Source organism: Oceanobacillus sp. FSL K6-0118, assembly GCF_038006665.1.
GTDB classification, from domain to species: domain Bacteria; phylum Bacillota; class Bacilli; order Bacillales; family Amphibacillaceae; genus Oceanobacillus; species Oceanobacillus caeni.
On sequence record NZ_JBBOVR010000001.1, the window covers coordinates 1,101,647 to 1,125,310 of the forward strand.

Sequence of the window (23,664 nt, forward strand, 5' to 3'; positions counted from 1 at the left end):
GCGAGACTTCCTTCACCTCCGTACGATAAGTCAACATCGGCTCGCTGACGCTCGCCGTGTTTCCTTTATCTCCTACGGCTCAGTCCAGTCCGTACGTCGCTAAACGGGCGCTTCCGCCTTTGTTCTCTAAGCTGCATCATTGGATTTTAGTTCAATATCTGCCATTAGGTTTTCTCGTCGATTCTTGTTACCTTTCCAGAAGAATAGAGCAGTGATTAGAATGGTCATGACGATTCCACCGATATGTGATACATGATATGGTAAGCCAAAACCAAGATTGCCATCATATAAGATATAGGTTAATACCATATCCGTAATGAATAGTGCTGGTATTAGAGCAATGAAATAATTTTTCTTCTTCACAAATAGATACATGGTACCAATCCAAAGAGCAAGTGCAGCGGTTCCTTGGTTGGCAAACGAGAAGTAACGCCACAAAATATTAAAATCAATTGTCGTTAACCAATAAGAAATCACAAACATTGGTATCGCAATAGATAAACGTTTTGCTACTTTCGTTTGATCCATTTTAATATAATCGGCAATGATATTACGTGCTGCACGGAATGCAGTATCACCAGATGTAATTGGTAACACTACTGCGCCAAGAACAGCAATGGTACCACCAATCGCACCAAGTAGGGTCATTGAAACTTCATTAACCACTAGGGAAGCTGTACCTTCATTAATTAACCCTTGAAGCCCTTGCCCATCAAATAAACTCATAGCTGCAGCAGCCCATATCATGGCGATAACACCTTCTGCAACCATCATTCCGTAGAAAATATAACGTCCTTGTTTCTCATTTTGTGTTGTTCTAGAAATAAGTGGTGACTGGGTAGCATGGAAGCCAGATAAAGCACCACAAGTAATCGTTAAGAATAATATCGGTAAAACTGGCAAGCCAGCCGGATGCATATTTGTTAAAGATATTTCGGGAATCTTATAATCTGAGAGTAATAATGCAGCGCCAACCCCAATGGTACCAATTAATAAAACTGCCCCAAAGAACGGATAAATTCGTCCTATAATTTTATCAATTGGTAGAATGGTAGATAGGAAATAATATACGAATATCAATAGAATAATAGCTATTAGGGCAACTTTTCCATCTATCAAATTGTGTAATAAGGATGCCGGTGTTGTAACAAATACGGTACCAACTAGTAATAATAGAAGTAAAGCGAAAATGTTTACTAAGTGTTTGGAAATATTCCCCAAAAATTTCCCTGCAAGTTCTGGAATGTGAGCGCCTCGATTACGAATTGAAATCATACCAGTTAGGTAATCATGTACAGCTCCTGCAAAAATGGAACCTAACACAATCCATAAAAAGGCAACAGGTCCGTATAAAGCTCCCATGATTGGACCAAAGATAGGCCCGGTTCCGGCAATATTTAATAATTGAATTAGTGCGTTTTTCTGTTTGTTCATTGGCAAATAGTCAACATCGTCTCGATTTGCATAAGCCGGTGTTTTTCTATCTTCGTTAGGGCCAAAGACTTTTTCAACATATTTTCCATATGTGAAATAAGAAACAACCAATAAAGCTATGGCAATTAAAAATGTAACCATCTTAACTCCCCCTTTGTATGATGGTGCAAACGTTTACATCATCATTTTATATCCTTTCATAAAAAAATACAATAGTTTTAACCGTTTGTTAATCTTGTGAAATTATGTTAGTATACTTGTATACAAGTATACTGGTTTTTGGGGAGTGATGTATTTGAAAGGGCTTTATCCCGAAAAGAAATTATTAGACTCTTCTATTGGACAAGTGGTCGTCGCTGATTTGCGAATGAGAATTATTTCAAAGGATCTAATAAATGGAAGCACTTTATCCGAAAATAAATTATCTGAAGAATACAATGTCAGCCGTTCTCCTATTCGGGATGCTCTAAAGGTACTGGAAAAAGAAGGGTTAGTTCAGTTAAGGAGAATGGGGGCAAAGGTTGTAGGGATTACTGAGAAAGATATTGATGAAATTTATGATGTAAGACTTATAATAGAATCCTTTGTTTTTAATCATTTATTGGAAGCAGATATTAATGATGAGTTAATCAAAGAGTTAAATAAAATATTAGAAATGATGAAAGTTGCATTTAAATATAAAGATGCAGATGAATTTGCATTTAAAGATGTGCAATTTCATGAAACGATCATTCATGCGATTAATCATCGTTATATAAGCGTTCTTTGGTCGAATATAAAGCCAATTGTAGAATGTTTTATTTTATTGGATATGAGACACCGAATGGAGGAAAACTATGAAGACTTTCATCGGGTCATACATAATCATGCACTTCTGATACAATGCATTCAACAAAAGGATAAAAAAATGATGGATGAAGCTTTTTATAAAAATTTTAAAGATGTCAAGAAAAATTCAGATGGTTTATGGGATGATCCAGAATCATTGAAGAAAGCGAGTGAGTATCGTGGATAAAAATAAATACATGCTTGGGGTTGACATTGGCACAACCAGTACAAAAGCTGTGTTATTCCGTGAAACAGGAGAAGTTATTGCAAACGAGAATAATGGATATGATTTGTATAAGCCAGATATATATACAGCTGAACAAGACCCAGAAGAAATCCTTCAAGCGGTTCTTCTATCGATTGGGAATGTGATGAAAAAATCTCAGATTAATCCCGAAGATTTAACTTTCATTTCATTTAGCAGTGCGATGCATAGTGTCATAGCTATGGATGAAAATGACCGAAACATAACACGTTGTATTACATGGGCCGATAATCGTAGTTCCAACTGGGCTAAGAAAATAAATGAAGAGTTTAATGGACATGCTATTTATTCTAGGACTGGAACACCCATTCATCCAATGTCCCCATTATGCAAAATTGCTTGGATGGAGAATGAGGTACCTGAGGTTTCTAGTAAAACAAAAAAATATATTGGGATAAAAGAATATATTTTTTATAAATTATTCAATGAGTATGCGGTAGATTATTCGATTGCCTCTTGTACTGGATTAATGAATTTAGAATCTTTGAGCTGGGATAAAGAAGCATTGAAGGTAGCCGGAATTACAGAGGATAAATTGTCCCGGATTGTTTCGACGAAGGAAGTATTTACTGGATGTGAAAGCTCTTATGCGGAACAGATGGGGATATTAAAAGAGACCAAATTTGTTATTGGTGCCAGTGATGGTGTGCTTTCCAATATAGGTGTAAATGCTATTAAAAAAGGTGAAGTTGCGGTTACGATTGGTACAAGTGGTGCCATTCGAACGGTCGTTCCAAAGCCACATACGGATCCAAAAGGACGGATTTTTTGTTATGCGTTAACGGAAGATCATTGGGTTATCGGCGGTCCAGTAAATAACGGTGGAATTGTATTTCGTTGGATTCGCGATGAGTTGGCGGCAAGTGAAGTGGAAACAGCAAAACGATTGGGAATTGATCCGTATGATGTGTTAACCCGAATTGCAAGTCAGGTAAGACCTGGTGCGGACGGGTTATTATTCCATCCTTATTTGGCGGGGGAAAGAGCCCCATTATGGAATGCAGATGTTCGCGGTTCCTTTATTGGCTTAACCTTAAGTCACCAAAGAGAACATTTAATCCGAGCTTCTTTAGAAGGGGTTATCTATAATTTGTATTCTGTATTTTTAGCATTAACGGAAGTAATGGATGAGCCCGTTACAACTATTAAAGCGACAGGTGGATTTGCTAGGTCTGAATTATGGCGGCAGATGCTTGCTGATATTTTTGATCAAGAGGTAATTGTTCCAGAAAGCTATGAATCATCTTGTTTAGGGGCTTGTTTATTAGGGTTATTTGCACTTGGGAAAATTGATTCCTTTGAAATCGTGGAAGATTTGATTGGGGAAACACACAAACATAAACCGAACCCATCTCATGTTAAAGAATATCGGAAATTAATCCCAATTTTTATCAGTCTTTCCCGAACTTTAGAGATTGAATATGAAAAAATTGCACAATACCAGTCAGAGATAACAAAAGCGTAAGCGTCCTTACAGGCTAAAAACGCGATGTCCTGTCGCAACTTCTTTACTCACACGTTCTGTGCTTGAAACGACGTACGGAGGTGAAGGGAGTCTTGCTTCGGCTTTAGCTCTGAAGCTGTACGCGGCTTTCCTTATGACAAGTTTTAATTAGCATAATTCTTATCTAATAGAAAAAATAACATTTAGTGTACCCTATACATCAAGATTGGAGCTATAAATCATGGAAAATATATTACCCCTAATTGTTGTCGCATTAGGTGTTGTAGTTTTACTTTTTCTAATTACGAAATTAGAAATAAATACATTTATTTCACTTGTTATTACAGCTTTTCTAGTTGCTTTAGGATTAGGTATGCCTTTGGAGGAAATTGTTGAATCCATTCAAGGCGGTATGGGAGGAACACTCGGAAGTATCGCTCTTATATTTGGTTTTGGCGCCATTTTAGGTAAGTTGGTTGCTGATGCAGGTGGCGCGCAGCGAATTGCGGGTACCCTTATCGATAAATTTGGTGAAAAACAAATTCAATGGGCGGTTGTTATTGCCTCCTTTATTATTGGGATTGCCTTGTTCTTTGAAGTAGGATTAGTCCTATTAATTCCAATTGTCTTCCAGATTGCAAAACAATTAAAGGTATCCCCATTATATCTAGGAATACCGATGGCAACTGCATTATCTGTTACACACGGGTTCTTGCCGCCACATCCAGGTCCAACGGTAATTGCCCAGCAATATGATGCAAATATTGGAATGGTATTAGTTTTTGGTATTATAATTTCCATTCCCGCCGTTATTATTGCAGGTCCTTTATTCGCAAAAATCATTCAAAAAATGATTCCTGATTCTTTCAATAAAGCAGGGAATATTGACTCGCTTGGTGAAACAAAAACATTTAAAATAGAAGAAACACCAGGCTTTGGAATTAGTGTGCTCACCTCTCTATTACCGGTTATATTAATGGCTATTTCAACGGTTGTTGAATTGATTCAAGACCTTGGTCATGTTGAAAATAACGTATTCTTTAAAATCATTTATCTAATTGGCGAGCCAACGACTGCTTTATTAATCTCTGTGTTGCTTGCTGTTTATACAATGGGAGTAAAACGGAATATTCCAATGAAACAAGTAATGGCTTCAGCAGAAGAATCCATTCGTTCCATTGGTATGATGCTACTAATTATTGGTGGCGGTGGTGTCTTAAAACAAGTACTAATCGATGGCGGTGTTGGTGATTCTGTTGCAGCATTATTTGCGGACTCCCATATGTCCCCATTATTTTTGGCATGGCTAATTGCTGCAATCTTACGGATCGCGCTCGGTTCTGCAACGGTTGCAGCACTAACAACGGCGGGCTTGGTTATTCCATTGATGCAGGGAAGTGGCATAGATCCGGCTTTAATGGTACTTGCAACAGGTGCTGGAAGCTTAATCGCTTCTCATGTAAATGATGCGGGTTTCTGGATGTTTAAAGAATTCTTTGGTTTAACTTTAAAAGAAACGTTTTCCACCTGGACATTACTAGAGTCAGTCATATCTGTAGTAGGTCTAGTTGGCGTTTTAGTTATTAATATGTTTGTTTAAAGGAAAAGGAAGTGTCTATCATGAAAAACACAATAGGTTTATATGGTTTAGGAGTAATGGGAGCAAGTCTTGCAAGGAATATGGCAAATAAGGGTGAACAGGTTGCGATATATAACTATACACCTGACTTAACGGATAAATTTGAGAATGAGTTTCCTGATTATGATATAGAAGCCCACTATGAATTAGAGGAATTTGTTCGTTCTTTAGAAACTCCAAGGAAAATATTTTTAATGGTCACTGCAGGTCCAATTGTTGATTCAGTGATTCAATCCCTTGTCCCTCTTTTAGATAAAGGGGATATCATAATGGATGGTGGAAATTCTGATTTTCATGATTCAAACAGAAGATATGAGGAACTTCATAAACAAGGAATTCATTTCATCGGTGTTGGTGTTTCCGGCGGTGAAGAAGGGGCCTTAAATGGACCGGCATTAATGCCAAGTGGTGATCCAGAGGCATATCAACAAGTTGCACCTATATTGGAAAAAATTGCAGCACAGGTGGATGGAAAACCATGTTGTACCTATATAGGACCAAAGGGCTCAGGTCATTATGTAAAAATGGTTCATAATGGAATTGAATATGCGGATATGCAGTTAATTACGGAGGCTTATCAATTCTTGCGTGAAATAGTTGGACTTTCGGTTCAGGAAATCTCAGAAGTGTTCACATCTTGGAATGAAACGGAATTAAAGAGCTATCTTATTGAGATAACTGCAGATATTCTAACGAGAAAAGATGAAGAAACTGGTAACCCGCTTGTCGATGTGATTTTAGATAAAGCAGGTCAAAAAGGTACAGGAAAATGGACAGGCCAAGAGGCATTAGACCTTGGGGTTCCATCAACGATTATGACGGAAGCTGTATTTACCAGATATTTGTCATCAATGAAGGAGGAAAAGGTGTACGCCTCTGAACGTTTAGTAGGTCCTCAAGTGGCGGAAGCTGGACTTGATAAAGAATATTGGATTGATGTTGTGAAAGAAGCGCTGTATATGGGTAAGATTTGCGCTTATGCACAAGGATTTTATCAATATCGTATGGCTTCTAGTCAGTATGGCTGGTCTCTCAATTTGGGGGAAATTGCTTTAATCTTCCGTGGCGGATGCATTATTCGAGCTGACTTTTTAAATACAATTAGTGATGTGTTTAAAGAAAACCCTGAGTTAAGTAACATATTGCTTGCCCCTTACTTTGTGGAAAGAGCTAGTCGTCATCAAGCATCCTTAAGAAAAATTGTAATGAAAGGATTTGAAGCTGGACTATCCTTGCCATGTTTGACGACTTCTTTAACCTATTATGATGGATACCGATCCGCTTCCAGTGGTGCGAATCTTATCCAAGCTCAAAGAGATTACTTTGGAGCTCATACCTATGAACGCATTGATAAAGAAGGAATTTTCCATACAAACTGGCAAAACTAAAGAGTAAGTAGACTTTTATTTAAAGAAGGCATTACTATATCATGCCTTCTTTATTTTTTTATTTTTAGTAGTTTAACCTTTGGAAGAAATCTACTATTTACAATTATGGGGTAGTTAAGATATTATAGTAGAGTAGCTATAATTATCGCTAAATCTATTTAAGAGCGGGGGACCCAATTAATTACGGATATATCCGTGTGGGTGAATCCTTTAAAAGGAAGGGCTTCTATTTTCTCTTAGTCCTAACCCGAAAGCTAACCCCGTCAGCGTTTAAGAGGAAACAAGCGAGAAACATATTTTGAGATTACACAGTGCTTGACACGCAGGTGTCTTTTTTTTTGCGGTTAGGAAAGTATAATAATCTTTCCGGTTTGGGGCTCCGATTACTCGTCCCATCTTAAAGAATTGCAAAAGCGCAACTAAGCATCACCCAAAGGATTGGCAAATGCAAAGTTTTCTAATAATCTCAAAAACAGTGTTAATTTGGATCATCTTGTTTTCCTTGCCTGTACGTTATGTATTTATCAAAATCATCAAGAAGGTGGGGGTTTTATGAAAAAGTTTAAATTAAGTTTGGCTAGTCAAATTTTAATTGGTCTTATTCTAGGTATTATCGTTGGTGGGATTTTTTATGGAAGTGAAACGGCGCAAAGTGTTTTACAACCATTTGGTGATTTATTTTTACGCTTGATTAAACTGATTGTAGTTCCTATTGTTTTATCAAGTATTATCGTTGCTATAGCAGGCGTAGGCGATATAAAGGCAGTTGGGAAGCTAGGGATTAAGTCATTAAGTTATTTCATAGGTATGACATTAGTTGCTATTGCTGTTGGATTAATTTCAGCTAATTTATTTCACCCTGGTACGGGATTAAATATGGACGAGCTTGAGCAAAGTGACATATCAAGTTACGTAGATACAACAGAAGAACAGGAAGGGAAATCGATTGCGGATACTCTCCTTCACATTGTTCCTACCAATCCATTTCAATCAATGGTTGAGGGCGATATGCTAGCGATTATTTTCTTTGCTGTAGTATTCGGTTTAGGTATAGCTGCGATAGGTGACAGAGGTAAGCCAGTTCTAAGATTCTTCGAGGGTATGGCACATGCGATGTTCTATGTGACGAACTTATTTATGAAATATGCTCCGGTTGGTGTATTTGCATTAATTGGGGTTACGATTTCTAAATATGGTTTCGAATCCCTTATTCCTTTAGGTAAATTAGCAATTACGGTTTATGGAACGATGATTTTCTTTGTTATCGTTATTCTAGGGATAGTAGCTAAGATTATAGGATTTAATATTTTTAAATTATTGAATTTAATTAAAGAAGAATTACTGTTGGCATTCTCTACTTCAAGTTCAGAAACAGTACTTCCGAGAATTATGGAAAAAATGGAGAAGGCAGGAAGTCCAAAACATATCGTAAGCTTTGTTATTCCAACAGGTTATTCTTTTAACTTAGATGGATCTGTTTTGTATCAAGCGATTGCAGCCTTGTTTGTTGCGCAAATGTATGGTATTGATTTAAGTATCTGGCAACAAATAACCCTTATGTTAGTTCTAATGGTTACATCTAAGGGGATGGCAGGAGTACCGGGTGTATCGTTTGTTGTTTTATTAGCTACATTCAGTACAGTTGGTTTACCTGCTGCAGGCTTAGCATTTATTGCTGGTATCGACCGTATTCTCGATATGGGTCGTACAGTAGTAAACGTTGTAGGTAACTCTTTAGCAGCTCTTGTAGTAGCTAAGTGGGAAGGACAATTAAATCCTCCGGCTGAAGAGTCAATGCATGAAGCATCTTAAATAAAATCCATGCTAATAAAAATACTCTCAAATATTGATTAAGTCAATGTTTGGGAGTGTTTTTATTGGTAGTGTATATTTCCCTGCTCTCTTCTAATAATAATCAAATAAGGGGACAAGTTATTTACCTTAATGATTACTTTATAAAGGAGTTCGAATATCATGAACCGACCAAAATCACGAAAAGAAAGACAATGGAGAGGTCGTAAAAATTCGCAAAACCCACATGGTCAAGTGAAGTCTCTTGATCAATTAGCTGATGAAGCAGGGAAAAATGAAAGTAAGTGACATTTATAGGGGTAACTTATATGGTTAGGAAGACAGGGTGATTAAATCCTGTCTTTATCTATCTAAACGGGCGGTAAGACTTCCACCTAATTTTAATAGATTAATCATGCAAAAGTGAAGATTTATGGTACAATTTTCTAAGCCGATTTATTCGTAATCTATTAAAAAAGGGAGGGGAGTATAATGAAAATTCAAATACAAGATTTATATCATGGAGCGGTTCTTTCACAAATTTCGGAGCATCCTTCCTTTCATGCTTTGAAAAAAGTAGATTCAGAGTACGGTCATTATTTAGTGAATCAGGATACTAGATTATTTGTGAAATATTTAACGAAGAAGTCTTCACCATGGAACTTTAAATTTAGCGTTTCCGAAATGCAATCGATACAACATGTCATGAAAAAAACAAATAATGTCTTCTTATGTTTGGTATGTGGGCAAGAAACCATTTGCGCTTTAAATAAAAATGAGTTAAGGAATCTAATAAACTTAAATTCTGCAGAAACCCAATATATCATTGTAGAGGTCCCAACTGGTGGCTCCATGCATGTAAAAGGCACGACAAGAACTCTAGAAAGAACACTTCGACATAATTCCTTTCCGGGTAAACTATTTGAAGAGACATTGGAATTAAGCAATAGTTAACGGGAATGTAAACCCCTTTAAATGTTTAAACTCAACATTTAAAGGGGTTTTTATATTTATCCCACCTAAACGGGCAGTAAAACTCCCACCTCAAGCTTCTGTGGAATAAAAGTCCCCACTGATGGAAGTCCTTTTTATAAAAGTAAGACTATTCTGCAAAGAGGTTTTCATGTATTGTATTCTTAAAGGAGGTTGTTGATGAGGAAATTAACTGTCATGGCACTTATCCTATACTGTGCACTATTTATTCCTGGAGTTGTATCAGCAAATGAAAATCTAACACCATCAGGTATTCCATTTAAGGATTTGGAAAGTTATGTAGATGAGTATGTAGAGGAATTTATTGGGGAAACAACAGCGGGTGCTAATGTTGTAGTCGTTAAAGATAACCAGATCGTTTTATCAAAAGGGTATGGATATGCTGACATGAAAAGCAAAATTCCAATGGATCCAGGAACTTCTGTTTTGGAATGGGGTTCGGTAACTAAATTGTTTGTTTGGGTATCGGTCATGCAATTGGTGGAGCAAGGGAAAATCGATTTGAATGAAGACATTCGCCATTACTTACCTGAAGGATTTTTGACGAAATTAACGTATGATGAACCGATAACGATGTTGCATTTGATGAACCATAATGCTGGGTTTGAGGATCGAATATTTGACCTTGGTTATGCTTCAAAAGAAAAGGTAGAGTCTTTAGAAGAGGGGTTGAAAAAGGCAGAACCGAATCAAATTTATCCTCCAGGTGAAGTGGTTGCTTATTCTAACTTTTCTACATCACTTGCGGCTTATATTGTTGAGCGGATTACAGAAAAGGAATTTGATGAATATGTTTCTGAAAACATTTTAGAAATAATTAATATGAACCATTCGTCGATTCATTTGCCCAAAGAGGAAAATGAAGAGATTATTCAGCATGTCACCAAGGGGTATGAACTTATAGGAATTGGAGAATTTCGAGAATCCACTCCATTTTATATGTCGATGTATCCGAGTGGTGGAATGAATGGTACGACAGACGATTTAGCAAAATTTGCGATGGCACTGATGCCACAAGGAAATAAAAAAAGTATTTTATTTGATGAATTAGACACGTTAGAACAAATGCTATCTACCAGTTATTCTGCAAACGACAATGTACCGGGAATTGCTCACGGTTTTTGGGAAGTTGATGGGAAGAAAAAAGGTTTTGCTCATTCAGGAAATACCGCTGCTTTTTCTAGTAACTTTCACATCGTACCAGAAGAAAATTTTGCTGTTATTGTATTAACGAATCAAGCTGGGGAAGCGGATATAACGTTTGGGTTGACTAAAGCATTAATAGGTGAGAGTGTATTTCATCCTGTAGCAAATGCCCCAGATTCTTTCGATGTAGAAGGAACCTATATAAGTGCACGTAGAACAGATAGTGGATTTCTCCATCTTTATTATTATTTGACACCATTAAAGGTCAAATCTTTAAATGAGAATGAAATCCAAATAAGCGTGATGGGAATGAAGGGGAATTATATTCAAGAAGAACCTTATACGTATCGATTCGTCAATGGGGATTCTGTTTTTCTCCCAATGCAGACACTTTATTTTCAAGTGGATGAAGGGGTGGTAAACCAAATTTCCACAACTTATTCAGATTTTTTACCAATGGATAAAAAGGGTGAAATGCTTGCCGCACATGGTATTTTATTTCTATATTGTATCGTGTTTTTTCTTGTTACTGCACTGATTCTGTTGGTTCGCTGTTCCTTACATTGGCGGAAGAAAAAAGCTTTTTCAATCATGATGAGGTGGAATGCTGCATTGCACCTATCAGGAATGGCATTAGTTGTGAATGTGATGGTACTTATGGGACGAATGTTAGTGAATAGTAATCGTGCTTATTCTGAAATCATCATTCACTTTACCTTAAATTACCTTTTTACCTTTACTTGTCTTCTTTCTATGTTTTTCGTTATATGGAATTGGAGGAAAGAAACTTTGACGAAATGGCGTGTTATTGTCTATTCTTTGTCCATGTTAAGTAGTATGCTTCTGATAACGTTACTTATATATTGGCAATTTTATTTTTAATGGGATGGAAGGATAGGTTTTCCCACTTTCATTTAAAAAAACTGCCTACATTTCTGTAGACAGTTTTTTAAATGAAAGTGGGAAGTACTTATGTCCTATTAAAATTACTCTTGTTGTAATTCAGAACCTGATCCAGAGTCGGGATTCTCGGGACTTAATTCTGGGTCTTGTTCAGAATTTGGATCTTCAGGATTCTCTGGTTCTTCTACGTCGGAATCAGGATCAGATGCAGGATCCTCTTGTTCTGGTTCGGATTCTAATCCAGGGTCTGTTTCTGATCCAGGATTTGTTTCACCTGTACCAGGATCTACTTCCGTTTCTGGTGGGGGTTCCATATTATCCTTATTTTCATCCTCATTCGTTTCTCCTGAACAAGCAGCTAAAGTCAATGCAGTACCGATAGAAATTGCACCTACGATGATGTTTTTAAATTTCATTTTAGGTCTCCTCTCTCAGTCTCAGATTTTTAACTTCTACTAAAGTATAACAAAGCATTGTAAAAAAACTGTGGTAAAGCAATGACAACCTAATAACAAAAGTATGGCAAGAATTGGAAATGGGGTTAGTAGGTTTTTGACGCTTTGAGACCCATCAATAAGCAGGTTTTATCAGGATGAATAGGTGGAGGGTTGTATTATTCTATTCATAAATTTGTAATATTTCTAATTATGATAAACCTGTCCCTGTATCCCTTTTTTTAATAATGTTAGCCTAATGTGAATCCTACTGCATATATATTGTAGTAGTATCAATGCTTAAAGGAGGTTTTCCATTGAGTGATTTGTTAAAAAGTCTTATATCAGGAGGTCCAAAGGGTTTTGAAGAAGCTAAGCCAAGTTTTAATTCGCAAGAAGCCCTAGACGAGGCAAACCGTTGTCTGTACTGTTATGAGGCACCCTGTATAACAGCTTGCCCGACTGGTATTGACATTCCAAGTTTTATTAAAAAAATTGCATCTGGAAATATGAAGGGTTCGGCAACAACGATTATGGAAGCTAATCCTGTCGGTGCAAGCTGTGGGAGGGTTTGTCCAACGGAAGAGTTGTGTGAAGGCGCTTGTGTACTTAATCATTCTACTAAGCCAATTCCAATTGGTGATTTACAAAGGTATGCAACGGATTGGGCAATTAAAAATGAGCAAGTTTTATTTAAAGCAGGAAAAAGCAATGGAAAACATATTGCTATTGTCGGTAGTGGGCCAGCAGGGTTATCTGCTGCTCGTGAGCTAGCTCGTTTAGGTTATGAAGTTACTATTTTTGAAGCGAAAAGTGAAGCGGGTGGTCTTGATACATTTGGAATTGTTCCTTTCCGCCTTCCGAAAGATATTTCACTTTGGGAAGTCGAGCAAGTGGAAAAGCTAGGTGTCACCATTCGAACGAATATGGAAGTAGGTAAAGATATTTCTGCTGACGAGCTATTGGAGAAATACGATGCTGTTGTACTTGCAATAGGAATGTCTAAGGTACCAATGTTAGGCATTGAAGGAGAAGAATTAGCCGGAGTTTACGATGCCATTGACCTCGTAGAACGTACGAAAAATGGGATTTATGAAAAAGAGTTTATTGGAAAGCGGGTTGCAGTAATAGGTGCAGGTAATACTGCGATTGATGGAGCGACAACATCTGTCAGACTTGGGGCAGAAAATGTAAAGATACTTTACCGTCGAACAGAGAAAGAAATGACAGCTTATGATTTTGAATATGAATTTGCCAAACAAGATGGTGTGGAATTTAGATGGCTTACTAATCCGAAGCGTCTAATTAGCGATGAAAATGGGCATGTCAAACAAATGGAGTGTGTCAGGATGGAATTACAAGCTGCGGGTGGTGATGGACGTCCACGACCGGTTGAAATAGAAGGTTCGGAGTTTTTGATGGATGTCGATATCATTGTAAAAGCGATTGGCCAAACAAGGCACATGAAGCTGATTGAAAGTTTTGGTTTAGAACATAATGGGGGAGTAGTAAAAGTAGACGAGAAGTCCTTTCTAACATCTAATCCAAACGTATATGCTGCTGGGGATGTTATTTTTGGAAAAGGGATTGGAGAGGCGATGGTTGTTTCTGCAGCCCAACAAGGGAAAGAAACCGCCTTATCCATTCACCAACGTTTCAAAGAATCTACGGCAGAGAGCGTTTGAAAATAAACAAACCCTAATACAGGAGGATGAATATGGCTGATATTAGTATTAATTTTGCTGGAATCAAATCACTGAATCCTTATTGGCTAGCATCGGCGCCACCGACAAATACCGGATACCAGGTCCAGCGTGCATTTGAAGCTGGTTGGGGTGGGGCAGTATGGAAAACATTAGGTGAACCGATATTAAATGTTACCTCTCGCTTTGGTGCGCTTCATTTTAATGGTCAGCGTGTGGCTGGATTTAACAATATCGAGTTAATTTCAGATCGTTCCCTTGAAGTAAACTTAAAGGAAATCTATGAAACAAAGAAAATGTATCCTAAACACGTTATTATAGCATCATTAATGGTTGAGCCGACACGAGAAAAATGGCATGAAATTGTGAAAAAGGTACAGGATGTCGGGGTGGATGGAATTGAGTTAAACCTAGGCTGTCCACATGGTATGTCAGAGCGCGGAATGGGTTCGGCTGTGGGGCAGCATCCTGACTTAGTAGAAATGACTACAATGTATGCGAAGGAAGCTGCCGAAGTTCCCGTTATTACAAAATTAACACCAAATATTACCGATATTAGAGAAACAGCGAAAGCGGCAGTCCGTGGTGGGGCAGACGCAGTTAGTATGATTAATACGATTAATAGTCTGATAGGTGTTGATTTAGATACATGGAATCCGGTACCCCATGTGAATGGGCAAGGTGCACATGGTGGTTATTGTGGTCCAGCCGTGAAGCCAATTGCCTTAAATATGGTTGGAGATTGTGCTAGAAATCCAGAAATTAATATCCCAATTTCAGGAATCGGCGGAATTTCAACTTGGCAGGATACCGTAGAATTTATGCTGATGGGTGCAGGAGGGGTACAAATTTGTACTGCAGCAATGCATCATGGATTTCGAATCATCGAGGATTTAACGGAAGGATTATCGAATTATTTAGATGAAAAAGGAATTGATTCATTAAGTGATATCATCGGGGCTTCTGTCCGGAAATATACAGACTGGAGTGATTTAGATCTAAATCATAAAGTCGTTGCCCGCATTAACAATGATATTTGCATTAATTGTAATAAATGTCATATTGCCTGTGAGGACACCTCCCATCAATGCATTGACATGTTAACAGATGAGAATGGAAATGATTATCTAAAAGTAAGAGAGGATGATTGTGTAGGGTGTAATCTCTGCTCTATAGTCTGTCCTGTAGATGGAGCAATTGATATGATTGACCTTACACCAACAGAGCCACCAATGTCATGGAATAATCGTCAAGCAGCTATTCAAATGCTACAAAAAGCTGATTCATAATGATATCGATGAAAAAATAAACTTTTAAGAGGTTGTTCAAAAAGTCCGGTGAAAATGACACTTCGCATTTCTTCGTTGGCTTGCTTTTCCGCTACTCACGTATTAATTGCATACGTTCCGTTCCTTGGAAAAGAAGTGCACTTTTCCTGCGTGCGATGTGGAATCGGAGAAGCTTTTTCTAGTGCTCAAAGCTACGCCGCCTCGAACTGCGACGCACAGGACGTGCTAGTGTCGGCGTTGCAACAGGACGTTGCGCTTTTAGCCGACCTTGGTCCTTTTCATCCTCCTTTTTGAACAAGTACTTTAAGTAATATTATCAAAGGAGGAATTTTAGATGAAGAAAATTATTAAAAATGGAATGATTGTCACGGCGACAGATACGTACCAGGCTGATATTTTAATTGAAAATGAAAAAGTTAAAGCAATTGGCCAGGGGTTAAGTGATGTGTACGCTGAAGTGATTGATGCTTCAGGGCTTTATGTATTTCCTGGAGGAATTGATCCACATACCCATATGGAAATGCCTTTTGGTGGGACAGTAACAAAGGATGACTTTGAAACAGGAACGATGGCGGCTGCACATGGGGGAACAACAACGATTATTGACTTCTGTTTAACGGAAAAAGGAAAAACATTAAAGAATGCGCTAAGTACGTGGCATCAAAAATCAAAAGATAAATCGGTTATTGATTATGGATTCCATTTGCAAATTGTAGAAGCAAATGAAAGCGTTTTGGAGGAGATTCCTGTTGTAATTGAAGAAGAAGGTGTCACGTCTTTTAAAGTATTTATGGCGTATAAGAATGTATTACAGGCTGATGATGAAACATTATACCAAACGTTGACAACTGCGAAAAAACATGGCGGCTTAGTGATGGTTCATGCAGAAAATGGGGATGTGATTGAACATTTGACAAAAGAAGCTTTGCGTAATGGAAACACCGAACCTATTTATCATGCATTAACCCGCCCGCCTGAATTAGAAGGGGAAGCGACAGGACGTGCGGCGAAGCTAACCGCGCTTGCTGACTCACAATTATATGTGGTGCATGTTACCTGTAAAGAAGCGGTGGAACAAATTGCCGAGGCGCGTAGTAAAGGATTTAATGTGTTCGGAGAGACGTGTCCACAATATTTAGTACTTGATCAAAGTTATTTGGATCAACCTGATTTTGAAGGTGCGAAATATGTGTGGTCACCTCCATTACGAGACAAATCCAACCAAGAAGTACTTTGGAATGCACTGAAGAGTGGGCAGCTACAAACGATTGGTTCGGACCATTGTTCCTTTGATTTTGATGGACAAAAAGATTTAGGGAAAGGTGATTTCACAAAAATTCCTAATGGTGGACCGTTTGTAGAAGACCGGTTTAGTGTTCTATTCTCAGAAGGTGTGAAAAAAGGACGTATTTCGATAAATCAATTTGTAGATATGGTGTCGACTCAAAGTGCAAAACTGTTCGGTTTATTCCCGCGTAAAGGGACAATTGCTCCCGGAGCGGATGCCGATATCGTTTTATTTGACCCAAATGCAGAGCGTACCATTTCTGTAGATACACACCATTCAGCTGTTGACTATAGTGCGCTAGAAGGAATGAAAGTGACAGGAGAGCCTGTAACGGTTTTATCTCGCGGTGAATATGTCGTGAAGGATAAGGAGTTTGTAGGTAAACCTGGAGCAGGTAAATTCTTAAAACGTGAAAAATACAATTCTGATGCACTTCAGCGACAAGAGGAAACAGCTACAGGTCGATAATCTTATACTATAAAAAGAATGACTCTTTAAATGAGTACCCGAACAGAGAGAAAACGCGTTATTCGGTTATTCGGTCACTCATGGATGAGATGAGTACCCGAACAGAGAGGAATCCGCGTTGTAGGGTCACTCATGAGGGTGATGAGTGCCCAAATAAAGAAGAATCCGTGTCGTACGGTCACTCATAAGTGTGATGAGTGCCCGAATAAAGAGGAATCCGCGTCAATCGGTCACTCATGAGGGTGATGAGTGCCCAAATAAAGAAGAATCCGTGTCGTAGGGTCACTCATGAGGGTGATGAGTGCCCGAATAAAGAAGAATCCGCGTCGTACGGTCACTCATGAAGATGATGACTGCCCGAACAGAAAAGAAACTGTGTCAATCGGCCACTCATCAACTCAATGAACACCCGAATAAGACAAAGATACAGAATATGATTAGTTAACTAATCTAGTTATCTTGTAAACTTCCTAAACTATTTTCTGCATAACCGATTAAATTTGACCGAGTAGCTTACCTGATCTCCACCCGTAATGAAACAACTGGCGGGTTTGGAAAACATGGCATTCCCTATTTAGTGAATGCCAAGGTTACACTTAGGTGGGAAGAGAAAGATTCATATTTTCCTACCTAAGAAAAAAATAAACGGGAAGAAGGTCGATTGTCTTGCAGGAGAAAAAGAAGGGTAGTTCTTACTTGAAGTCAAAAGACTTGCTTCCAATCCACCACAATGAGAGAAAGATAGGTGTTCGGGGATTTTTTATGATGTGGATTGGGATGGCGATTCTGCTGGCAACTTTCGACATTGGTGCATCAGGTATACAAGGTATTTCGTTGCCATGGGTTGTGTTGGCAACGCTAATCGGTTGTGTTGCTATCGGTGCCTTTATTTCTCTAATTGGTGATATCGGGGTAGAACATGGATTGTCATTTCCAGTCTATATGAGGGCACCGTTTGGAACAGTGGGGACACACATTCCGTCCGTTACAAGGGCGGTAACAGCTTCCTTTTGGTTTGGGTTGAATACGTATTTTGGATCAACTGCTATCAATGCGATATTAAATACGATGAATCCGAGTTTTGATAATTGGCTTTTGTGTTACATTGTGTTTGCATTATTCCAGCTGATTAATACGGCATCTGGAATTAAGTGGGTGGAACGATTTGCTGATTTAGCAGCCCCGATTATTGTCATTTTTTCTTTAATAATATATCAAACACTAACGACGGAAATCACCAGGCAAGGAAGTAATGTCTGGGACTGGGTAGCAAGTCCGGTGACTGGAGGGGTTGCTATTACTGCGTTTATGGTAGTTATTTTTGCGAATATGGGATTTTGGGCAACGCTGGGATGTGATATCCCGACCATTTCACGTCATTTTAAGGCGCCTAGATATGAAAGAAATTGGTTTAAGCGAAATAAAACAACGCTTATTGGAACTCTCATTGCTATGCCTATAACAGAAGCATTTATGATTATGATTGGTGCGGCTGCTTTTATTGTGGCGGGTACTTCTAATCCGGTTACGGCTCTTCAAGATACTGCATCTGGTTGGATGTTGGCAATGTTACTTCTTATGATTGTTTTAACACAATGGTCTACGAATACTGCAGCTAATGTTTTGCCCGCTGCTGCAATATTCTCTAATGTGTTGGGTCCGAAAGTTTCTCATGCGATTGCTGTCTTTGTCGTTGGAATTGTGGGTACGATTATACAGCCTTGGAGTGTTTATGAAATATTGACCCAAGTTCTTTTAATTATCGGTGCTGTGTTATCGTCCGTTAGTGGAATTCTCTTTGCCGATTATTATTTATTAAGAAAACGAAGGGTGAATGTCCCCGATCTTTTTGATACAGAAGGTCAGTATCGCTTTAATGGGGGCGTAAATATTGTTGGATTTATTTCTTGGGCTGTTGGTGGTGTGATTGCAACGATATTTATGACGTATTCCTTTATCATTGGTTTCGTGATTGCAGCTGTCATCTACTATATATTTTCGAAATATTGGTACTTTAGGAAATTCCCGCAAGCTGAAATTTCTTATCCGAGTGATAATGACTATTTAGGGATTACTGTAGGACGGGATTGGTTTATTGTAACTGATTCAAACCTTGATTATAAGAGTGAAGAAGGAAAGTAAGGTAGGAGGGGGATCGATTTGTCGAACTATGAGGATTTTATAAAAGAAAAACAAGTGATTGATGAATTGGTAAAACAAAATTATGTTATTAAAAACATTCAAGGAACCTTAGAAGGTGATGTAGTTAAGTTTGAAAAGCTAGGTAACACCGCTGCTAGGAAGTCCATTCGACTAACCAATCCTGATAGTAGAAAGTATGTGACGACGCTATTGATTAAGGGAAAGTAAAGATTATAGATGGAGGGAGAAGTCATGCAAAAGCAAAAAGTGCTTATAAACGGGGAAAGATTAAAAGATACATTGGAAGAATTTGCGGACATTGGAAGAACAAAAAATAACGGGGTCACCCGATTGGCGCTAACCGATATCGATATTCAAGCTAGAAATCATTTCAGGTCTGTATGTGAAGAGCTTGGAATGACAGTTAAGTGGGATGATATGGGGAGCATGTATGCGACACTAGAGGGAGTAGATAAGGATAGCCCCCCAATAGTAATGGGATCCCATTTAGATTCAGTGGAAAAGGGGGGAAGATTTGATGGTGTTCTTGGTGTAGTGACAGGTTTAGAAGTTGTACGTACCCTTGTTGAAAATAACATTAAACCACAAGTACCACTTGTTATCGCGAATTTTACCAATGAAGAAGGCGCAAGATTTGAACCTTCTATGATGGCATCAGGCGTGATGTCGGGCCGTTTCGATAAAGGTATGATGCTCCAGTCTACTGACAAACAAGGGATTACATTTGGGGAAGCCCTAAAAGCAAGTGGCTATGAAGGGGATAAGGCGAATCGGTTACAGAATGCAAAGGCATTCATTGAACTCCATATTGAACAAGGTCCTGTATTAGAAAATGAAGCAACGGATATCGGAGTGGTTGAATGTGTGGTGGGGATGTGTTGTTATGAAATCGAAGTAACTGGGGATTCTGACCACGCTGGAACAACTCCAATGCCAATGAGAAGGGACGCTCTTTTTGTAGCAAATCATTTAATAAATGAAATACGTGAAAAAATGAGTAAATTGGATTCAGACCTCGTTTATACGATTGGGAGAATGGATGTAAGTCCTAATATTCATACGGTTATTCCAAATAAGGTTGTATTTACAATCGAAGCACGTCATAAAGAAGTAAACACTATTCGGCAAGTAGAGAATATTATTCAAGGTCTTACCGAATCAAAAGGTAAGGAAAAATGTGAGGTGACCGCAACAAAACTTTGGGATCGTGATACGGTTTGGTTTAAGGAAGAACTTGTGGAATCATTGGAGAATTCCTGCACGTCCTTGGGATATACATTCAAGCGTATGCCGAGTGGTGCTGGTCATGATGCACAGTTTATTGCCACTTATCTTCCAGCCGCCATGGTTTTTGTTCCGAGTGTTAATGGAAAGAGCCATGCAGAGGATGAGCTTACATCTTGGGAGGATTGTGAAAAAGGCGTTAACGTTGTATTGCAAACGGTATTGGATTTAATTGGTCATAGATGATTCTATGACCTTTTTTAGCGAAGGTATATCAAAAACTACCTATTCGGTGCTGTAAACTATCATTCTATTCTAATAATTTATATAATAGCATTAAGAGATACCTTCTCTATTAATAATAGACAATGAAGGTTATTCATATTTTTAGACAAGTATAGGAGTGACTAGCGTGAAATCACAAGTTATTCAGTCTTTTGGTGAACCATCTGTTTTTCAATTGAAAGAGATACCCAAACCTGAACTAAAACCGGGACATGTACTTATTCAAGTGAAGGCTACGAGTGTAAACCCTATTGATACGAAAGTTCGTGCTGGTGCGGTTCCAGCTGTTGCACCTGAGCTTCCAGCGGTATTACATGGAGATGTGGCAGGTGTGGTATCTGAAGTTGGTGAAGGAGTAACCGAGTTTGAAATTGGTGATGAGGTGTTTGGATGTGCGGGTGGATTTAAGGGGACTAGCGGCGGTGCACTTGCAGAGTTTATGCTAGCTGATGCTGATTTACTTGCACATAAGCCGAAAAATTTGACGATGGAAGAAGCAGCAGCTTTACCATTAGTTTCCATTACAGCTTGGGAAGCATTGTTTAATCGTACAAGGCTTATACCAGGGCAAGATATATTAATTCATGGAGCCGCTGGAGGTGTAGGACACATCGCCATTCAACTTGCCAAATGGGGAGGGGCGACAGTCTATACAACTGCTTCTTCACAAGAGAAACTCGAGATTGGCAAACGTCTTGGTGCTGATGGAACGATTAATTATCGTGAAGAAAAGGTTCGTGACTATGTACAGAATTATACAAACGGAAAAGGATTTGACGTGGTGTTTGATACGGTGGGTGGCGAAAATCTTGATCGATCTTTTGAGGCGGCAGCGGTGCATGGAACGGTAACAGCCATTGCTACCCGTTCGACTCATGACCTTTCCCCAGTGCATTCAAAAGGACTATCACTTCATGTTACCTTTATGTTGTTAAAGATATTAAACAAAGACATGCATAAACATTATGGAGAAATTTTGCGGAAGATTACAGGATTGGTTGAAGAAGGGAAGCTGCATCCACTTTTAGATTCCAACATTTTTAACTTCGATGAAGTATCAAAAGCTCATGAATACTTGGAGTCAGGCAAGGCAGTAGGGAAAATTGTTTTGAAAAATAGTTGGTAGGATTTTAAGGTTTGAAATGCTTTAACAGGTCGAAGGGACAGATTTATCATCTTAACAAAGGTTAGGGACAGTAAACCTGTCCCTATGTCTGTTTCTTTAGTGAATGGGCTGCTAGTGCAAGTTCAATTGCTTGACGGTTTATTGGTTCCATATAACCTTTTCCGAGTAGTTCTTCAATTTTTTCCAAGCGATGGTAGAGGGTCTGACGAACGATAAATAATCGCTCGGCAGTCTCTTTTTTTGACCCCAAACAATTTAAGTATGTTGATAGTGTACCTAATAGGTTACTCTTGTTTTCATGATCATGCCTAATAATGGGCCCCAAGTATTCATGAATATAATCTTCTAGTTTTTGATTTTCAAGTAAGTTCAATAGAATGCGATAAACCCCGATATTTTCGAAAAAGTATGTTTGTAAAAGGTTAGAAGATTGAATAAAGATGACATCTTTAGCTTCTTTATAACTCTTGTTTAATTCTGTGTAATCATTTTTAATATTACTAATCCCGAATCTACAGTTCTTTCCTATTAATATTTTTTGCTCCTCGATATTTCCGATCTCTTCTATGATTCTTGTAAATCTTTCAGTATCCTTCTTTGCTTCTTCTTGTTTAAAAAAAGAAGCAATGACCGTGATTTCATTTTTACTAACGGATAGGGAAGGTATAAAACCATAGCTTTTAAATAAAGATCGAATCATGAGAGATTGTTGCAATTTGATTTCTTCCCATTCTCCATCTTTCAACTCCATGTCAGGTGAGGCCGTTTCTATGAGGAATAATCTATAATTAAAATTCTTTGCTTGAGCGGGTAAAACCTTTTGAATATCGTCTGCTGCACAATCTTTACCTTGTAATAATTTACGAATGAGCTCTTCCTCTAGATTTTGTTTTCGTTCTTCTATTGTTCGGTTACGGAGCATAATTTGCGTGATGGCTAAAATTGCACGATCGATTAAAGAATGGGAAAATTCATCTAAATCTTTTTTGTTACGTTTAACGAATAAGTTACCACAATTATTTCCAACTATTTTTATTGGGAAGTTGGTATAATCCGTTTCTTGCAAAAAATTACTTTCATATAAAGGAGTGTTTGTTACATTCTGTCCAATGGATGTCTTAATAGATGGAATGTCATCCTTTACAAGTGGCGGATAATAGTATGTTTTGGAATCGTCCGTTAAAAAAATAACTGGAATGTCTAAATGGGAATATAACTCTTTTAAAATTTTTAAAATACCATTTGGCATTAAGGATAGCTTGTTAACTTCTTGGGAAAATATATTGATTTGATTTAACCTATGATGGTGGTGATTAATAATGAGTGTATGTAGATCTTGTGTAATATCGACAAATTTCACAACAGTATCAAAGATAATTAGTGGAATATGATGGGCATTTCCATATTGGATAATATCTGGATGAATGGTTTTCACGTGGGTTCCAAGTTCTATACAAATACCAGCAATATCTTTCTTTCTTAATTTATCAAGATAAATGATTCCGTTTGGTGAATCAAAGTGGATACTAGAACCAGTAGTTAGAATCAGCTCTCCCCCATTAATGAAAGACTCAAATTCGCTTATTTCTAAAATATGGGTCCATTTCACTTCGCGATTCAACCCACCATGTCCCGCAACCAGTTTGCACTCTCGAAATAATCCTCTTGAAAGAACATCGTTAACTGTAACCTGCCATTTTTCCATCTTAAAGTAACCCCTTTCATATTGTAAAAGAGAAATGATAAAGATTTAACATAATGTAAATTGAAAAGTCGCTTTATTTAGTATAGAATAAATTGTGTAATATGCCCAATATTTTGTCAAATTTGATACTTTAGAGAAATGGACATTA

Annotated in this window: 18 protein-coding genes and 1 riboswitch; of the genes, 15 read left to right on the forward strand and 3 right to left on the reverse strand. The window is 38.1% G+C overall.

What is annotated here, in order from left to right:
- Positions 1-126 precede the first annotated feature (126 nt).
- Positions 127-1,575 carry a carbon starvation CstA family protein gene (locus MHI02_RS05835; RefSeq protein ID WP_341165751.1) on the reverse strand — a complete coding sequence of 483 codons (1,449 nt, stop codon included), beginning with the start codon at positions 1,573-1,575 and terminating at the stop codon, positions 127-129.
- A 148-nt stretch (positions 1,576-1,723) separates the two neighbouring features.
- Here MHI02_RS05835 and MHI02_RS05840 point away from each other — a divergent pair, with 148 nt between their 5' ends.
- The 8 genes from MHI02_RS05840 (at position 1,724) to MHI02_RS05875 (ending at position 11,810) form a co-directional block, all read left to right on the forward strand.
- Positions 1,724-2,449: a GntR family transcriptional regulator gene (locus MHI02_RS05840; RefSeq protein ID WP_047184313.1), complete on the forward strand. Its 726-nt coding sequence runs from the start codon at positions 1,724-1,726 to the stop codon at positions 2,447-2,449.
- 10 nt (positions 2,450-2,459) lie between these two features.
- A complete protein-coding gene (gntK, locus tag MHI02_RS05845; RefSeq protein ID WP_047184389.1) occupies positions 2,460-3,992 on the forward strand; it encodes a gluconokinase in 1,533 nt (510 codons plus the stop codon).
- 220 nt (positions 3,993-4,212) lie between these two features.
- Positions 4,213-5,571: a gluconate:H+ symporter gene (locus MHI02_RS05850; RefSeq protein ID WP_047184312.1), complete on the forward strand. Its 1,359-nt coding sequence runs from the start codon at positions 4,213-4,215 to the stop codon at positions 5,569-5,571.
- 20 nt (positions 5,572-5,591) lie between these two features.
- Positions 5,592-6,998 (forward strand): decarboxylating NADP(+)-dependent phosphogluconate dehydrogenase, encoded by a 1,407-nt coding sequence (gene gnd, locus MHI02_RS05855; RefSeq protein WP_047184311.1) that lies wholly within the window; start codon positions 5,592-5,594, stop codon positions 6,996-6,998.
- 136 nt (positions 6,999-7,134) lie between these two features.
- Positions 7,135-7,282: riboswitch (cyclic di-AMP (ydaO/yuaA leader) on the forward strand.
- Between the two features lie 268 nt (positions 7,283-7,550).
- On the forward strand, positions 7,551-8,810 hold the full coding sequence (locus MHI02_RS05860) for a cation:dicarboxylate symporter family transporter (protein ID WP_204798185.1): 1,260 nt from the start codon (positions 7,551-7,553) through the stop codon (positions 8,808-8,810).
- A 162-nt stretch (positions 8,811-8,972) separates the two neighbouring features.
- Complete coding sequence (locus MHI02_RS05865; protein ID WP_222115734.1) at positions 8,973-9,098, forward strand: DUF6254 family protein; 126 nt, start codon at positions 8,973-8,975, stop codon at positions 9,096-9,098.
- A gap of 183 nt (positions 9,099-9,281) precedes the next feature.
- Positions 9,282-9,743, forward strand: coding sequence for a hypothetical protein (locus MHI02_RS05870; protein ID WP_047184309.1), 462 nt, complete (start codon positions 9,282-9,284; stop codon positions 9,741-9,743).
- 198 nt (positions 9,744-9,941) lie between these two features.
- Complete coding sequence (locus MHI02_RS05875) at positions 9,942-11,810, forward strand: serine hydrolase domain-containing protein (RefSeq protein ID WP_216884047.1); 1,869 nt, start codon at positions 9,942-9,944, stop codon at positions 11,808-11,810.
- Between the two features lie 104 nt (positions 11,811-11,914).
- Here MHI02_RS05875 and MHI02_RS05880 read toward each other — a convergent pair whose 3' ends face one another.
- A complete protein-coding gene (locus MHI02_RS05880) occupies positions 11,915-12,247 on the reverse strand; it encodes a hypothetical protein (RefSeq protein ID WP_047184308.1) in 333 nt (110 codons plus the stop codon).
- 335 nt (positions 12,248-12,582) lie between these two features.
- Here MHI02_RS05880 and MHI02_RS05885 point away from each other — a divergent pair, with 335 nt between their 5' ends.
- From MHI02_RS05885 to MHI02_RS05915, 7 genes are all read left to right on the forward strand, one after another.
- Positions 12,583-13,950 (forward strand): NAD(P)-dependent oxidoreductase, encoded by a 1,368-nt coding sequence (locus MHI02_RS05885; RefSeq protein WP_341165752.1) that lies wholly within the window; start codon positions 12,583-12,585, stop codon positions 13,948-13,950.
- A 32-nt stretch (positions 13,951-13,982) separates the two neighbouring features.
- Complete coding sequence (preA, locus tag MHI02_RS05890) at positions 13,983-15,257, forward strand: NAD-dependent dihydropyrimidine dehydrogenase subunit PreA (protein WP_341165753.1); 1,275 nt, start codon at positions 13,983-13,985, stop codon at positions 15,255-15,257.
- Between the two features lie 334 nt (positions 15,258-15,591).
- Entirely contained in the window at positions 15,592-17,013 is a 1,422-nt protein-coding gene (gene hydA, locus MHI02_RS05895) for a dihydropyrimidinase (protein ID WP_047184305.1), read from the forward strand.
- A gap of 666 nt (positions 17,014-17,679) precedes the next feature.
- Positions 17,680-19,155, forward strand: coding sequence for an NCS1 family transporter (locus MHI02_RS05900; RefSeq protein ID WP_060668053.1), 1,476 nt, complete (start codon positions 17,680-17,682; stop codon positions 19,153-19,155).
- Positions 19,156-19,173: 18 nt separating this feature from the next.
- Positions 19,174-19,383 (forward strand): hypothetical protein, encoded by a 210-nt coding sequence (locus MHI02_RS05905; RefSeq protein WP_047184303.1) that lies wholly within the window; start codon positions 19,174-19,176, stop codon positions 19,381-19,383.
- Positions 19,384-19,407: 24 nt separating this feature from the next.
- Positions 19,408-20,646: a Zn-dependent hydrolase gene (locus MHI02_RS05910; protein WP_341165754.1), complete on the forward strand. Its 1,239-nt coding sequence runs from the start codon at positions 19,408-19,410 to the stop codon at positions 20,644-20,646.
- A 166-nt stretch (positions 20,647-20,812) separates the two neighbouring features.
- Entirely contained in the window at positions 20,813-21,811 is a 999-nt protein-coding gene (locus MHI02_RS05915) for a zinc-dependent alcohol dehydrogenase family protein (protein ID WP_047184301.1), read from the forward strand.
- An 82-nt stretch (positions 21,812-21,893) separates the two neighbouring features.
- Here the strand turns inward: MHI02_RS05915 and MHI02_RS05920 are convergent, their stop codons facing one another.
- Entirely contained in the window at positions 21,894-23,516 is a 1,623-nt protein-coding gene (locus MHI02_RS05920) for a PucR family transcriptional regulator (RefSeq protein WP_047184300.1), read from the reverse strand.
- Positions 23,517-23,664: the final 148 nt, after the last annotated feature.

What these genes read in the sequence shown, in the direction of transcription:
- MHI02_RS05835 (WP_341165751.1), bottom strand. Translation starts at nt 1,575, where the DNA reads ATGGTTACATTTTTAATTGCCATAGCTTTATTGGTTGTTTCTTATTTC.
- MHI02_RS05840 (WP_047184313.1), top strand. Translation starts at nt 1,724, where the DNA reads ATGTATTTGAAAGGGCTTTATCCCGAAAAGAAATTATTAGACTCTTCT.
- gntK (WP_047184389.1), top strand. Translation starts at nt 2,460, where the DNA reads ATGCTTGGGGTTGACATTGGCACAACCAGTACAAAAGCTGTGTTATTC.
- MHI02_RS05850 (WP_047184312.1), top strand. Translation starts at nt 4,213, where the DNA reads ATGGAAAATATATTACCCCTAATTGTTGTCGCATTAGGTGTTGTAGTT.
- gnd (WP_047184311.1), top strand. Translation starts at nt 5,592, where the DNA reads ATGAAAAACACAATAGGTTTATATGGTTTAGGAGTAATGGGAGCAAGT.
- MHI02_RS05860 (WP_204798185.1), top strand. Translation starts at nt 7,551, where the DNA reads ATGAAAAAGTTTAAATTAAGTTTGGCTAGTCAAATTTTAATTGGTCTT.
- MHI02_RS05865 (WP_222115734.1), top strand. Translation starts at nt 8,973, where the DNA reads ATGAACCGACCAAAATCACGAAAAGAAAGACAATGGAGAGGTCGTAAA.
- MHI02_RS05870 (WP_047184309.1), top strand. Translation starts at nt 9,282, where the DNA reads ATGAAAATTCAAATACAAGATTTATATCATGGAGCGGTTCTTTCACAA.
- MHI02_RS05875 (WP_216884047.1), top strand. Translation starts at nt 9,942, where the DNA reads ATGAGGAAATTAACTGTCATGGCACTTATCCTATACTGTGCACTATTT.
- MHI02_RS05880 (WP_047184308.1), bottom strand. Translation starts at nt 12,247, where the DNA reads ATGAAATTTAAAAACATCATCGTAGGTGCAATTTCTATCGGTACTGCA.
- preA (WP_341165753.1), top strand. Translation starts at nt 13,983, where the DNA reads ATGGCTGATATTAGTATTAATTTTGCTGGAATCAAATCACTGAATCCT.
- hydA (WP_047184305.1), top strand. Translation starts at nt 15,592, where the DNA reads ATGAAGAAAATTATTAAAAATGGAATGATTGTCACGGCGACAGATACG.
- MHI02_RS05910 (WP_341165754.1), top strand. Translation starts at nt 19,408, where the DNA reads ATGCAAAAGCAAAAAGTGCTTATAAACGGGGAAAGATTAAAAGATACA.
- MHI02_RS05920 (WP_047184300.1), bottom strand. Translation starts at nt 23,516, where the DNA reads ATGGAAAAATGGCAGGTTACAGTTAACGATGTTCTTTCAAGAGGATTA.